This window comes from Providencia sp. PROV205, from assembly GCF_028479505.1.
Lineage (GTDB): Bacteria > Pseudomonadota > Gammaproteobacteria > Enterobacterales > Enterobacteriaceae > Providencia > Providencia huaxiensis.
This window is the reverse complement of sequence record NZ_JAMPNU010000020.1, coordinates 101554-115444: the sequence shown is the minus strand read 5'-3', so window position 1 is coordinate 115444 and position 13891 is coordinate 101554. Positions and strand designations below refer to the sequence as shown.

General features: G+C 41.5%; 13 protein-coding genes and 2 tRNA genes. 9 read left to right on the top strand and 6 right to left on the bottom strand.

The window, feature by feature from the left end; genetic code table 11:
• Window position 1: 1 nt before the first annotated feature.
• The 3 genes from phoA to PR800_RS13100 all read left to right on the top strand — a co-directional run bounded on the left by phoA (window position 2) and on the right by PR800_RS13100 (window position 2551).
• Entirely contained in the window at window positions 2-1441 is a 1440-nt protein-coding gene (phoA, locus tag PR800_RS13110; protein ID WP_102140299.1) for an alkaline phosphatase, read from the top strand.
• Between the two features lie 207 nt (window positions 1442-1648).
• Complete coding sequence (locus PR800_RS13105; RefSeq protein ID WP_102140314.1) at window positions 1649-2176, top strand: GNAT family N-acetyltransferase; 528 nt, start codon at window positions 1649-1651, stop codon at window positions 2174-2176.
• Window positions 2177-2296: 120 nt separating this feature from the next.
• Window positions 2297-2551 carry a DUF1435 family protein gene (locus tag PR800_RS13100; protein WP_004905763.1) on the top strand — a complete coding sequence of 85 codons (255 nt, stop codon included), beginning with the start codon at window positions 2297-2299 and terminating at the stop codon, window positions 2549-2551.
• Between the two features lie 195 nt (window positions 2552-2746).
• On the opposite strand, the gene PR800_RS13095 is transcribed toward PR800_RS13100, so the two are convergent.
• The 3 genes from PR800_RS13095 to rsmC all read right to left on the bottom strand — a co-directional run bounded on the left by PR800_RS13095 (window position 2747) and on the right by rsmC (window position 4192).
• Window positions 2747-2832 (bottom strand) — tRNA-Leu (locus tag PR800_RS13095).
• A gap of 64 nt (window positions 2833-2896) precedes the next feature.
• A tRNA-Leu gene (locus PR800_RS13090) sits at window positions 2897-2982 on the bottom strand.
• Between the two features lie 196 nt (window positions 2983-3178).
• Entirely contained in the window at window positions 3179-4192 is a 1014-nt protein-coding gene (rsmC, locus tag PR800_RS13085; protein ID WP_272531021.1) for a 16S rRNA (guanine(1207)-N(2))-methyltransferase RsmC, read from the bottom strand.
• Window positions 4193-4325: 133 nt separating this feature from the next.
• On the opposite strand from rsmC, the gene PR800_RS13080 reads away from it, so the two are divergent.
• Together PR800_RS13080 and rimI are read left to right on the top strand one after the other, a co-directional pair.
• A complete protein-coding gene (locus PR800_RS13080; protein WP_102140297.1) occupies window positions 4326-4736 on the top strand; it encodes a DNA polymerase III subunit psi in 411 nt (136 codons plus the stop codon).
• Entirely contained in the window at window positions 4705-5157 is a 453-nt protein-coding gene (gene rimI, locus PR800_RS13075; protein WP_102140296.1) for a ribosomal protein S18-alanine N-acetyltransferase, read from the top strand. The genes PR800_RS13080 and rimI overlap by 32 nt, the downstream gene beginning before the upstream one ends.
• Before the next feature lie 87 nt (window positions 5158-5244).
• Here the strand turns inward: rimI and PR800_RS13070 are convergent, their stop codons facing one another.
• Window positions 5245-6804, bottom strand: coding sequence for a BCCT family transporter (locus PR800_RS13070; RefSeq protein ID WP_202981448.1), 1560 nt, complete (start codon window positions 6802-6804; stop codon window positions 5245-5247).
• A 321-nt stretch (window positions 6805-7125) separates the two neighbouring features.
• Between PR800_RS13070 and PR800_RS13065 the strand changes: the two genes are divergently transcribed.
• The 3 genes from PR800_RS13065 to PR800_RS13055 are packed head-to-tail and all read left to right on the top strand — an operon-like array spanning window position 7126 to window position 10708.
• On the top strand, window positions 7126-8253 hold the full coding sequence (locus PR800_RS13065) for an aromatic ring-hydroxylating oxygenase subunit alpha (protein ID WP_102140295.1): 1128 nt from the start codon (window positions 7126-7128) through the stop codon (window positions 8251-8253).
• Window positions 8254-8289: 36 nt separating this feature from the next.
• Window positions 8290-9738 (top strand): NAD-dependent succinate-semialdehyde dehydrogenase, encoded by a 1449-nt coding sequence (locus PR800_RS13060; RefSeq protein ID WP_272531019.1) that lies wholly within the window; start codon window positions 8290-8292, stop codon window positions 9736-9738.
• A gap of 16 nt (window positions 9739-9754) precedes the next feature.
• Window positions 9755-10708: a PDR/VanB family oxidoreductase gene (locus PR800_RS13055; protein ID WP_272531018.1), complete on the top strand. Its 954-nt coding sequence runs from the start codon at window positions 9755-9757 to the stop codon at window positions 10706-10708.
• A gap of 45 nt (window positions 10709-10753) precedes the next feature.
• Here the strand turns inward: PR800_RS13055 and PR800_RS13050 are convergent, their stop codons facing one another.
• Together PR800_RS13050 and PR800_RS13045 are read right to left on the bottom strand one after the other, a co-directional pair.
• A complete protein-coding gene (locus PR800_RS13050) occupies window positions 10754-11659 on the bottom strand; it encodes a helix-turn-helix domain-containing protein (RefSeq protein WP_102140292.1) in 906 nt (301 codons plus the stop codon).
• Between the two features lie 34 nt (window positions 11660-11693).
• Window positions 11694-12608, bottom strand: a complete 915-nt coding sequence (locus PR800_RS13045) for a LysR substrate-binding domain-containing protein (RefSeq protein ID WP_166266562.1) — start codon at window positions 12606-12608, stop codon at window positions 11694-11696.
• 102 nt (window positions 12609-12710) lie between these two features.
• Between PR800_RS13045 and PR800_RS13040 the strand changes: the two genes are divergently transcribed.
• Window positions 12711-13775 (top strand): tartrate dehydrogenase, encoded by a 1065-nt coding sequence (locus PR800_RS13040; RefSeq protein WP_102140290.1) that lies wholly within the window; start codon window positions 12711-12713, stop codon window positions 13773-13775.
• Window positions 13776-13891 lie beyond the last annotated feature (116 nt).

Genomic DNA, 13891 nt, shown 5'->3' with positions numbered 1-13891 from the left:
TATGACTGGTAATTTTATGAAATCCCTTTTAGCTGTCACGGTAAGTACTTTAATTTTAGGGAGTACAGTCCCTGCCTACGCGGCTGATAAAAATGATGCGGTGTCAGAAAACCGTGCGGCGCAAGGTGATATCACCAAATTTGGTGGCGCGCGTCGTTTAGCGACAGAGCAAACTGATATCATGAAAGCGGCACTTCACAATGGCCAAGCCAAAAATGTGATTTTATTTATTGGTGATGGTATGGGGGACTCAGAGATAACTGTTGCTCGTAACTATGCAGAAGGCGCTTCAGGGTTCTTTAAAGGTATCGATGCGCTGCCAATTACGGGCCAGTACACCCATTATGCATTAGATAAAAAAACACAAAAACCCGACTATGTGACTGATTCTGCCGCGTCTGCCACTTCGTGGTCTTCCGGTGTGAAAACCTACAATGGCGCATTGGGAATTGATGTATTTGGTAACGACCATGAGACATTAATTGAGATAGCTAAACGTAATGGTAAAGCTACAGGTAACGTCACAACTTCCGAGATTCAAGATGCAACGCCTGCTGCGCAATTTTCGCATGTGAGTGCGCGTAAATGTTATGGCCCTGAGGAAACAACAGAAAAATGTGCGACTAACGCGCTAGAAAATGGCGGTCGTGGTTCAATTTCAGAGCAACTGTTGGTAACTCGCCCAGATGTCACACTTGGTGGTGGCGCTAAGAGCTTCAAGCAAGAAGCAAAGGCGGGTGACTACAAAGGTAAAACGTTGGAGCAACAGGCGATTGAACGTGGGTACAATATTGTGCGAGATGCTAAATCATTAGACAGCATTAAAGTCGCAAATCAAGACAAACCTGTTCTTGGCTTATTCCACGATGGCAACATGACGGTTGCATGGGAAGGCCCGAAAGCGGTTCATTATGGTAATATCAACAATGCGCCGTTAGAGTGTAAACCGAACGCTAAGTTAGACCCTAATGCGCCAACATTAGCTCAAATGACGAAAAAAGCGATTGAACTGTTAGAAGTTAACCCGAATGGTTTCTTCTTACAGGTTGAAAGCGCTTCTATCGATAAGCAAGATCATAAAGCAAACCCATGTGGCCAAATTGGTGAAACAGTTGCTCTCGACCAAGCTGTACAAGTTGGCTTAGATTTCGCTAAAAAACATGGTGATACATTAGTTATTGTGACAGCTGACCATTCACATTCAAGCCAAATTATTCCAGAAGGCACAAAATCAACGGGCTTAACGCAAGCGTTGATTACTAAAGACGGTTCTGTGATGGTAGTGAATTACGGTAACTCTGAAGAAGATGATTCACAAGAGCACACCGGTGCTCAGTTACGTGTGGCGGCTTATGGCCCACATGCGGCAAACGTAATGGGTCTAACTGACCAAACTGATTTGTTCTTTACCATGCGCGATGCAATGGGATTGAAGCAATAAACCAACCCTGTAGTGAAAATTCTCCGCAATAGGATGTTGCGGGGGATTTTTTTATTTTTTAGTCTATTTTCTCCTTATTTTTCAACCATTCCTCAATAAACTTACTAAATATTTGCACTTCTTTTTTTATCCGTTATCTTGAGAAATTGATTTATCTGATAACAATAAATGTGCTTATTCATAGGCACGAATAATGAGAGTGGCATAATGAGAGAAGTTCGCGAACTACAACGAGATGAAATCCCATCTGTTTGGTCTATCGACCGCACTGAATTAATTGAAAACCTTTATCTGTATCAAAATGGCGAGTTGGTGCTATCCAAACAGCGGTTTGATATGAAAGGTTGGCCAGAAGGTGAACCTGAAGCCTATACCCCCCATTTGTTGGAAAGTTATGACCAAGGCGCGGTATTTCTTGGGGTTTTTGAACAGGGCAAGCTAATTGCTGCTGCAAGTTTAGATAATGTGTGGCGCGGTGAGCAAAAAAACTTACTGCAATTATCTTTCCTGCATGTGAGCCACTCGTACCGTGGCGAAGGTTTAGCAGGGATGTTATTTCAGCAATGTGTTGAAATTGCGATGCAAAAAGGGGCAAAAGGCTTATATATTTCTGCGACGCCTTCAGAAAATACAGTGCACTTTTATCAATACCTAGGCTGTACCTTAATTGCACAACCTGATCCTGAATTATTTGCATTGGAACCTGAAGATATTCACTTTATTTATCTATTTTAGTAAGTTTTTATTTTGTAAAATAAGTGTTAATTTATAGGGGGGTGAAATAAAAAAGCATTGAAATTTACTAAAAACTAGATATGATTGATAATCATTATCATTTAAAGTGTTGAGGTCACTATGCCAACTAGCATATCAAAAACCACAGGTTTAAAGCGTATAGGCGCTGGCCTTTGGGGTGTCTTTGCTGTGATATTGTTGAGCATTGCTTATGTACTCAATAATATGGGCTTAGATAATTTAAAAATCATTATGATTATCATGATGGTAGCAACTGCGGGGATGTTATTTAATCGTGGCTCTCGTCGTTTATTGATTATCCCAGCTGTGATCTCACTTGCATGTTTTATGATGGCCTTTGTACTACAAAGGTAGCTCTATAATCTAATTGATAATTAAATAGAACAGAAAAAAGTGGTATCGAAAGATATTGATAATTGAATGGTATTCAAAATAACGGTTTATTTAAATGATTTATTATTGTCTTATAGTAAATAAGGCAAATAAGACAGCGTTAGCATTACAGAGAAGGTCAAAAGGGCAGGATGTTATAAAAAAATGACTGACCAGTGGTGCGAAAGGGGGGACTTGAACCCCCACGTCCGAAGGACACTAACACCTGAAGCTAGCGCGTCTACCAATTCCGCCACCCTCGCAATACTGTCACATCAATACTACTGTCACATCAATACTATATTATTGTGATTTACCCAAAGCTAGTGGTGCGAAAGGGGGGACTTGAACCCCCACGTCCATAGGACACTAACACCTGAAGCTAGCGCGTCTACCAATTCCGCCACCCTCGCAGTACCTAACTAAACTTTGGTCCATCAATGCTTTTAACCAGCAATAATGTGGTGCGGATTTTAGGCTAATTTCGACGAACGTCAATAATTTTTTTATGAAGTATTTTTTGATTGATGAAAAAATGGCCGGTGAAGGATCACCAGCCAATGAGAAGCATGATAAATTGTGCTTTAGCCTAAATTACTCGTGTATAAATTAACGCTTAACTGCTTGGTAAACTTTAAATTTTCCCGTTTTTGCAAGTACTTCGTGACTACCAAAAGCTTTATCGAGTAAATCAGGGTATGGTAAGAAAGCATTCGCAACGATCCGCAAGCGGCCCCCTTTTTTCAGGTATTTAGGAGCTTGGTAAATCATATTTTCAACCGCACGATAACTGGTGTTTAGGCCATCATGGAATGGCGGGTTAGAAATAATCCAATCAAATTTATCGTTAATATCTGAGTAAGCATCACTAGCGATGACTTTACCAGTCAGTTTATTGGCCTCAAGAGTGGATGCTGCGGAATCTAGTGCAGACGCACTGACATCACTTAAGGTAAGTTTGATCTCTGGGTTTTGTGAGCCGATCACCGCGGCAATCACACCGTTACCGCAAGCAAGATCAAGCAGATCACCACTCATTGGATCGGTTAATGTTGATAACAGTAGGTCACTACCGATATCAAGCTCATTATGGCTAAACACCCCTGGTAATGCGTTAATTCTAACATTATCAAGTTCATAATGACGCCACCAGCGAGCAATATCAAAGGTGGTTGGTTGCTCTAATTCACCATAGTACAAGCCACAGCGACGTGCGGAGTCAATTTTTTGTAAGCTAGCGATCCCCTCCATAATGGATTCGGCGCTTTTAACACCACTGCGATTCTCACCGACGATAAAAATTTGGCTACCCGCAGCAAGATGAGTACAAAGGTCATCGAGTTGGAAACAGGCTTCTTGCTTGTTTTTTTGCCAAAAATAAATGAGAGTATCGCAAGGCTGGATAAATTCCGCAGGCGTAGTGGCAGAGAATAACGCCATATCTCCCATTAACAGCTGTAAACGCTGCCAGTGATGATACTGGTTGGTGATGACACGAACACTAGCCGCTTCTAAGGTTGCAGCGAGCTCATCCTGAATGTCACCGGCCAAAATGACATGACGATCTGTAAAATGTTCGAGATGGCGTTGAATAACTTCGCTGGCAGGTGTCAGTAATGACATATTCTGTCAATCTCCTAAAATAATAAAAAAACCGATGACATCTTACCAAAGATAAGAGAAATAGCATTGCTCTGTTGGCGCTATTGATCCCCTTTGATAAGATGTGGTTGTAAAATTGCGACTGGAAAATCAAATGACACGACGTGACAGGCTTTTAGAACAACTGGGGATCACTCAATGGATGGTGAGAAATCCTGCCGTGTTACGTGGTGAGCGTGGTGTAAGGATCCCAGCGTCGACTAAGCTTATTATTATTACTGATGAGAACCTTGATTTAAATAGCCAATTGCTAAAAGATATTTTTCTTTCCATGAATATTGCACAGGACGATGTGGTTTGTGTAAATTCAGAGCAACTAGGTTTAATCCCAACACCAATAATAACACCATGTTGGGTATTAGGTGATGAAATCCAGCCTGAAGGTTCAAAAATCATGTTTACTTCACCCGTTTTGTCTGAGCTAAGTACAAGCTGTAGCGCTAAACGGGCACTATGGAAACAAATTTATCAATATGATGAAAATTTCAACACTAAAGCAATCTGATCTCGCAACTGCGTACTTAATTGAGAAGTTGAGCCATGATTTTCCATGGACTGAGCGAGTTTTTTATGGGAACCAAGGGGAAAAGTACCATAACATAAAAATATCTGTTAATAATCAAATTGTTGGTTATGCAATAACACAGTGTGTTCTTGATGAGGCGACCTTGTTTAATATTGCCATACACCCTGATTACCAAGGGAAAGGCTATGGCCGTTTGTTGCTAGAACAGCTCATTGAAGAACTCGTAAAGAAAGGTATTCTCACGTTATGGTTAGAAGTGAGGGAATCAAATGCATCTGCTTTGCATCTATACGATAAGCTAGGTTTTCATCAAGTGACGGTGCGTAAAGATTATTACCCCGCCAAAAAAGGCCGAGAAGATGCTTTAGTACTTGCTTTGACTCTATTTTCTGATGAATAAATTTAAGTAACAAATAATTTATTACTAATATAATTAAAACCCCAATATGTCATGAGACATACTGGGGTTTTGTGCTTTTAGTGAAATTTATTTTTCAATTTCAGGAAGAATGGGCTTATTAATTATTTGGATATTATCTTTTAACGCTTTTTTTGCCGCCGCTTGTGCGTTGACTTCTTCGTTGAGGCCTTTATATGTGGAATAACACATAATTAGCATCATGATGGATAGTGGCACAGCCATGGCGACCAGTGCTGATTGTAAGCCTGATAAGCCACCCGTCATAATTAGCACAATCGCAATAGCAGCAATAACGACACCCCAAATGGTTTTAGTAACATGAGAAGGATTTGGGTTGCCATTCTCACTGACCATTCCCAGTACAAATACCGCTGAGTTAGCTGATGTGATAAAGAAAATCAGCACTAAAACAATCGCTAAGACACTAATAAATGTCGATGCAGGGAAATAGTCTAAAAACTTAAACAGTGCAGATGTGACGTCGGTTTTTACAGCATCTGCTAGTGCGGTTTGACCTAAGTTTTGAATTAAATGAATGGCAGAACCGCCCATGACTGCAAACCAGGCAAAAGCACTTAATACAGGAATAAATACTGCGCCAATCATAAACTCTTTAATTGTTCTTCCTTTTGATATACGCGCCACAAAGCTACCCACTAATGGTGCCCATGCTATCCACCAGCCAAAGTAAAACAGTGTCCAGTTAGCAATCCAAGTGCCGTCATTATAGGGCTCAGTGCGAAATGACATACTGACAAAATTTTGGACGTAGTCACCAATACCTTGGAATAAAACTTTTAAGATAGTTTGGGTGGGGCCAGACAAAAATATAAATGCCATCAATCCTAGGGCAAGTATGATATTTAAGTTTGATAGGTGTTTTATCGCTCCTTGTAATCCAGAGATCGTCGAAGCAACATAAACAACGGTAATTATTGCGATCAAGCCAATTTGTACATAAATACTGATGGGTAATCCCCATAAGTAATTCATACCACTGTTAACTTGTAGTGTACCAAAGCCTAATGATGTGGCGATACCAATGACGACGGACAACATCACCAAGATATTGATCCATTTCCCGACAGAGCCGTAGATCCGATCCCCGATTAAAGGATAGAAAACCGAGCTGAGTGAGGATGGCAATTTTTTTCTAAATTGGAAATAGCCTAAAGCCACACCGACGAGTGCATAACACGCCCATGCGGAAACCCCCCAGTGCAGATAGACATATTGCATAGCTGCTTTGGCTGACTGTTCTGTTAAGCCTTGCCCAACGGGTGGGCTGATATAATAGGAAACTGGCTCTGCCACCCCCCAGAACATCAAGCTGATACCGATCGAGGCACTGAATAACATCGCAATCCAGGTGACCGTGCTGTATTCCGGTTTGTCATTGTCATCGCCGAGGCGTATGTGACCAAATTTGGAAAAACCGAGAAACATACAGAAGCTGAAAAAGATAAAAACGGAACCTAGGATGAACCAACCTAGGTTGTTATAGATAAAACTTAAGGCGGAATGTGAAAATGCTTCCAGTTTATCAGGAATAAATGCACCAAAACTGATTAACGCCAGACTAAAGGCTAGCGACACGTAAAATACGGATTTTTTGTGATTCATCATACCTCTTCTCCAGTTGCTCACTTATTTTTTCTTTTATGAGAGTTGGCTTGCAGGGAATACTCGTTTTGTTTTTTAGGGTACTTTTTTGTTAATTGCTACTTTTGGTTTACAGAGAATAGCCATGCAAAGATTGTGTAGTCAACAAGTAATTAACCAATTGTTAACAGTTTTAATAATTAAAAGTAATTCAACTCATTGTTATATATTGGTTAAATGTTTTTGGTTAAATTTTTATCAATATTTCGTTTGATCATTAATGCGATCTGCATTAACATTCTCAAAAAAGATGTTAACTATAAGTTTACATAAGTGAGGGCAATTATGAGCAATGCAGCTAAAGTCATTTCGATTAATGATCACCTTGATATCGATAACGCATGGACAATTCCAGCGCGTTATTACACGTCTAATGATGTTTTTGAGTATGAAAAAGAAAAAATATTCGCTAATTCATGGGTTTGTGTCGCACATGTTAGTGAGGTAAAAGAAAAAAATTCGTATATCACCCGTGAACTCATTGGTGAAAGCCTTGTAATTGTTCGTGGTCGCGATGATGTATTGCGCGGTTTCTATAATGTGTGTCCACACCGAGGGCATCAGTTGATCAGCGGTGAAAGCGGTAAAGTCAAAAATGTGATTACTTGCCCTTACCATGCGTGGGCATTCAAGCTAGATGGCCAATTAGCACATGCGACTAACTGTGAAAATGTGAATAATTTTGAAGCTGATGCAATGACATTAAGTAGCTTCCATGTTACTGAACATGCAGGGTTTATCTATGTAAATATGACCGTAGGCGAACCGCAGCCTATTGAAGAGCAACTTCCAGGTTTAGCTGAAAAAATGCAAGAAGCTTGTGCAGTAATTAGTGATTTAAAATTAGCCGCTCGGTTTGTTAGCCATACACCAGCTAATTGGAAGACCATCGTTGATAACTATATTGAATGTTATCACTGCCCAACCAACCATGTGAGCTTTGCAAGTTCGGTGGATGTTAACGTATACGAACACCAATTATTGGATAATTGGACTGTTCAAATTGGTAAGGCAAAACCTTCTGAGTCCTCCTATCAATTTGATGAATCTGTTTTAGACCCGCGTTTCTTTGGTTTTTGGATTTGGCCAAGCACTATGTTCAATATGCCTCCAGGCGGCGATTTCATGACAGTCATTTATGAGTTTCCTGTGAGCGCAGGGGAAACTTTGCAGCACTATGATATTTATTTCCTCAATGAAGAGTTGACTGAATATCAGAAAAACTTAGTGGAATGGTATCGCACGGTGTTCCGCCCAGAAGATTTACGGTTAGTAGAAAGTGTACAAAAAGGGTTGAGATCGCGTGGTTACCGAGGCCAAGGGCGTATCATGGCTGACAGGCAGCGCAGTGGGATTAGTGAACATGGCGTTGCTCATTTCCATAAAATCATCGCTGGCGCGCACACTGAGTAATTACGTTAACCATAAAAATAAAAGGAGAAGTCACAAATGCATTATTTAACTCACCCTGCACTATTTCGTCAGTCATGTTACATCAATGGGCAATGGGTTGATTCAGACAATAAAATCCCTGTGACTAATCCTTTTGACCAATCTGTGCTGGGAACGATCCCCAGCCTGTCGGCCACACAAGTAGATGAGGCGATTGAATCTGCATATTCTGCGATGGAAGGCTGGAGTAAGCTGACAGCGAAAGCGCGTTCTATCATTTTACGTCGCTGGTTTGAGCTGATTGAAGCCCATGTTGACGATCTCGGGCGTTTAATGACTCTCGAACAAGGTAAGCCACTGCATGAGGCAAAAGGTGAAATTCGTTATGCCGCGTCATTTATTGAATGGTTTGCGGAAGAGGGCAAGCGAGTTTACGGGGAAACGATCCCTCAAACGGTAGGTAGCAACCGTATTTCGACCATAAAGCAGCCGATTGGTGTTTGTAGTGCGGTTACCCCGTGGAATTTCCCCGCAGCGATGATCACTCGTAAAGCGGCTCCGGCACTGGCAGCGGGTTGCAGTATTGTTATCAAACCCGCGACAGAAACGCCTTTTACTGCACTCGCCTTAGCGCAGCTGGCTGATGAGGCGGGTATCCCCGCTGGGATATTTAACGTCATTACTGGGGACTCTCGCGTTCTAGGGGAACGCCTAACTAAACATGAGCTTATCAGTAAATTTTCGTTTACCGGTTCAACACAAGTTGGGCGAATATTGTCTGAGCAGTGCGCATCAACGATTAAGAAAACCTCACTCGAACTGGGGGGGAACGCGCCTTTTATTGTCTTTGATGATGCAGACATTGATAAAGCGGTAAAGAGTGCGGTTCAAGCGAAATTTCGTAATGGTGGGCAAACTTGTGTTTGTGTGAACCGTTTTTATGTTCAAGATGCGATTTTCGATGAATTTCAGACCAAGTTCGTTACAGAAGTCGCCAAATTGCAAGTCGGTAATGGTCTTGAAGCCAGTACCGACATTGGGCCGATGATCACAACACGTGCTATCGATGGGATGAATGAGTTATTGCAAGATGCATTAGCGAAAGGCGCTCATCAATTAACCTTAGGGAATGAAGTCACTGAGTATGGCAATTTCTTTAATCCCAAAGTCCTTGTTGATGTTGATGATTCAATGAAGATTGTTCATGAAGAAATATTTGGTCCCATTGCAACATTGATTCGTTTTAGTGATGAAAATGAAGTGATTACTCGCGCCAACAATACGATTTATGGCTTAGCGGCTTATTTCTTTTCTCGTGATGTTAGCCGTGTTTATCGTGTTGCTGAAAAGCTACAAAGTGGCATGGTCGGTATCAATACAGGCTTGATTTCTAATGAAGTTGCTCCTTTTGGAGGTGTGAAGCAATCAGGTCTAGGAAAAGAAGGCTCTCGATATGGTATTGAGGATTATTTAAGTACTAAGTATCTGTGTTTAGATATTGAATAATAAGAGAGGCACTGTGATGAACCAACAAAAAATTGCAGTCAATATTAGCCGAATTGAGCAAGTTAGCCCAAATATCAAGATATTCGAATTTGTAGCGCAAGATGGTACTTTTGTGCCTTTTAGTGCAGGTAGCCACGTTACCGTTCACATGGATGGGCAGGCCGGTTTACAACGTGCTTATTCGTTAATCAGTGACCCACAGCAGTGTGGCAGTTATTGTATTTCTGTATTGCGTGATGAAAACTCGAAAGGCGGCTCTGCATTTATGCATGAGCAGCTATCGCCAGGGGACAGTTTGTACCTGTCACCAGCACAGAATTTTTTCTCGTTGGCACCGGATAACCAATGTAAGCATATTTTGATCGCTGGTGGAATTGGGATCACGCCTTTTCTCTCTTATCTCTATGAATTAGAAGAAAATGGAATGGATTTTGAGCTCCATTACTGTTTTCGTGATAGCGCAACAGCGGCATTTCTTGAACATTTGCAACAGCGTATTGGCTCGCGTTTATTTCTCTATGACGGCAGCCAAGGGCAACGAATGTCTGTTGAACAGTTGGTTCAAGCACAAGCGAGCAATAGCCATCTGTATGTATGTGGTCCCCAATCATTAATTAATGAGGTGGTTGAAAAGGGCCATCAGCACCTTGGTGAATCACAGGTTCATTTTGAAAATTTTGGTGAAGTTGCCAGCGAAGGGGATTCATTTGAGGTCTATTTTCAACGTTCAGGTTTTAGTTTGGAAATCGGTAAAGATGAGTCCATTTTGCAGGTAATCGAAGCAGATAAGCGCATTAACGTGGAATGTTTATGCCGTAATGGGGTTTGTGGAACCTGCGAGACGGCAATACTTGAGGGAGAGGCTGATCATCGTGACCACTACCTCGATGATGATGAAAAAGCTGAGCAGAAAACGATGATGTTGTGTGTTTCTCGAGCTAAATCTAAACGGTTAGTCCTTGATTTATAATCAAAGTTGCCCCGCTTAGGTCACAAGTGGGGCAGAATACCTGTTTTAAATATCTTTTAATTCAAACATTAAAAAAGGCTGTTTTTCATCATTCAAGTGTTGATAAGCGGTAATTTGCTTGTCTTGAAATACGATTTGCCCCCGTCCAGTCCGAAATACTTCATCTAGCCATGGCTTATGATTAATCACTAACTGATACAATAAACGTTGTAGTTCAAGGTAATCTATTTCAGTCGATTGGTTGTGTAAGTTGCTGGCTAATATTTCACCTGCTTTATCGGTAAATACGACTAAGTGGTTGAAATGGGACAATAAAACATCAAAATAGCATTTGATTTTACGCAGGCGCAGTTCAGTATTTTTACGTTCTGTGTTGTCTAAGCTGATCCCAACCAGTTTTGTCACTTTGCCATTAGGGCCTTTGACGCCTGTGGCTCGGGATGTGATCCAGCGGTAATCGCCTTCCCAGTTAATTTTAAAATCCATTTCATGGGCACCCCCTTCACGGATAATTTTGGAATATCCATTAACCAACTTTTCCTTGGAGTCATGGCTCATTAAGGCCCAGAAATCTTCATTACTGGTGATTTTGATGCCATATACGGCTTCAACGTTGTCGGAGTAGTTCAATTCCCCCGTTAATAAGTCCCACTCCCATGTCACGATATCTGCGGATTCTTGAAGATGGACTTCGTTGATATTGCGCATGACGCCTGAATTGCTAACAGTGATTTGGTTATTGGTATATTCACCGTATTTCAACCATATCTTGTCGACATCCAATAACGTGGCGAGCTTTTCAAGATTATCTTCATCAATCATGCCGCCTTTCGTCCACTTGTTAACTGCCGTTCGGGAAACGCCAAGGGCTTCAGCTGCCTTTAATTGACTCATTTTTTTCTGTTTTAGCAATTTCAACAAACGTTCTTTGAATGTCTCTGTTTCTGTCATCAATTCATGTTTACCTTATAACTTATGGGGTTAACTAAAAACCATGTGATAAGTGAGTAGCAAGGTATTGCTCTAGATTTTCGATAAAGACTCTAAGGTTAGCACTCGTTCGGAGACTTCTCGAATATACAGCATAAACATCTGCGGTTTGATGCCATTGCGGTAACACTCGCACTAATTGGCCAGACTGTAACTCAGGCTGCACACTCCATTGGGAGCGCAATAGGATCCCTTCACCACTTAAGCACCATTGCTTGGCGACTTCACCATTATTAACGGTTAATTTGCTATTGGGAGTGACCGTCATACTTTCTTGCTGATGTTCAAGCTTCCATACCGCGGGGGCTTGATTACGTTCTTTAATCGCAATACAAAAGTGCTTTTGTTCCAGTTCTTGTGGATATTTTGGGTAGCCGTGTGTTGCTAAGTAGCTTGGCGAAGCGCACAGGATACGTTGGTTTTGTGCAATTCGCCTAGCAATAAATTGCTCAGCTATCGTACCGCCAATACAGATATCAACATCAATGTTTTCACTAATAATATCGACAGACTTATCGGTTAAAGTGAGGTCAATGCCTAATAAAGGGTAATTTCCCCGCAATGTCAGTATAAACGGGTTAATGTAAGTACTGCCAAAGCCTGTGCTACAACTGATACGCAGTGAGCCGCGGATCTCTTCGCGACAGGCGTTGAGTTGCTGTTGCATCTGTTCCAATTCAGCTAGCATCATTTCACTGCTACGCAAAATAATTTGCCCTTCATGAGTCAGCTTAATTGAGCGAGCAGTTCTAAAAAATAAAGTTTGTCCTAAATTTTCTTCTAGCAACTTAATGCGTTTAGAAACATAAGCTGGGGATACCAACAGCTGTGAAGCGGCTTGAGAGAAACTCATCAAACGGGCAACCGTGACAAAAACGCGGATATCCTCTAACGAAGGAAGCTTGTTCATAGTTTGTAAACCTAAGGATTACACTTCATATCTATACTTTATCACAGCAACCCCTAAACTGGAGAACAAACAGACATAATTCAATTATCAGAGGTTTTCACAATGTCACAATTTAACATAGCGGTTATTCCTGGTGATGGTATTGGTACCGAAGTGATCCCTGAAGGGTTAAAAGTATTAGAAGCAGCGGCAAATAAGCACGGGATAAAATTGCAGTTTACCCATTTTGATTGGTCGTGCGAAACCTATCACCGTACGGGGCGTATGATGCCTGAAGATGGCTTAGAACAATTGAAAAAATTTGATGCGATTTTCTTAGGCGCAGTCGGGTTCCCAGGTGTTCCTGATCATATTTCATTATGGGGGCTGTTATTACCTATCCGCCGCGCTTTCAACCAATATGTTAACCTGCGTCCTGTCCGTCTGTTTGATGGCATTAAGTGTCCGTTAGCAGATAAAAAACCGGGAGATATTGATTTTTATGTGGTGCGTGAAAACGTTGAAGGGGAATACTCTGCGATTGGCGGTATTCAGTACGAAGGTACTGATGAAGAAATGGTGCTGCAACAAAGTATTTTTACCCGTAAGGGAACAGACCGTATTTTAAAATATGCTTTTGATTTGGCACAGTCGCGTGAGAAAAAACATTTAAGTTCAGCGACGAAATCCAACGGACTATTTCATTCAATGCCTTATTGGGATAGTCGCGTAGCCGAAATAGCGAAGCAATACCCAGATATCAAAGTTGACCAATTTCATATTGATATTTTTGCTGCAAACTTAGTGAGAATGCCAGAGTTCTACGATGTGATTGTTGGGTCAAACCTGTTTGGCGATATTTTGTCTGATTTAGGGCCTGCTTGTACAGGTACCATTGCGATTGCGCCGTCTGCTAATATTAACCCAGAAAAACAATTCCCATCGATGTTTGAGCCGGTTCATGGATCAGCTCCGGATATTGCAGGGCAAAATATTGCTAACCCGATTGGTACGATTTGGGCGGCAGCCATGATGATGCAGCACTTGGGATGCCCTGAGATGCATGATTCGATTATGTCTGCGGTAGAAACCGCGATTAAACAACGTCAACATTTGACTCGTGATATGGGTGGCGATGCCAGTACGCAGGCGTTGGGGGATGAAATAGCCCGTTTGGTCAGTGCTTAGTTGATGCATAAAGACGCTGTTTATTGAGCCAATTTCGTGAGCCATCGGGGGACTGTTTTGCCTGTTCCTCGATGCTTTGCTTTTCAATGATGTTCAAGTGTGATTTCGGAAAGTGT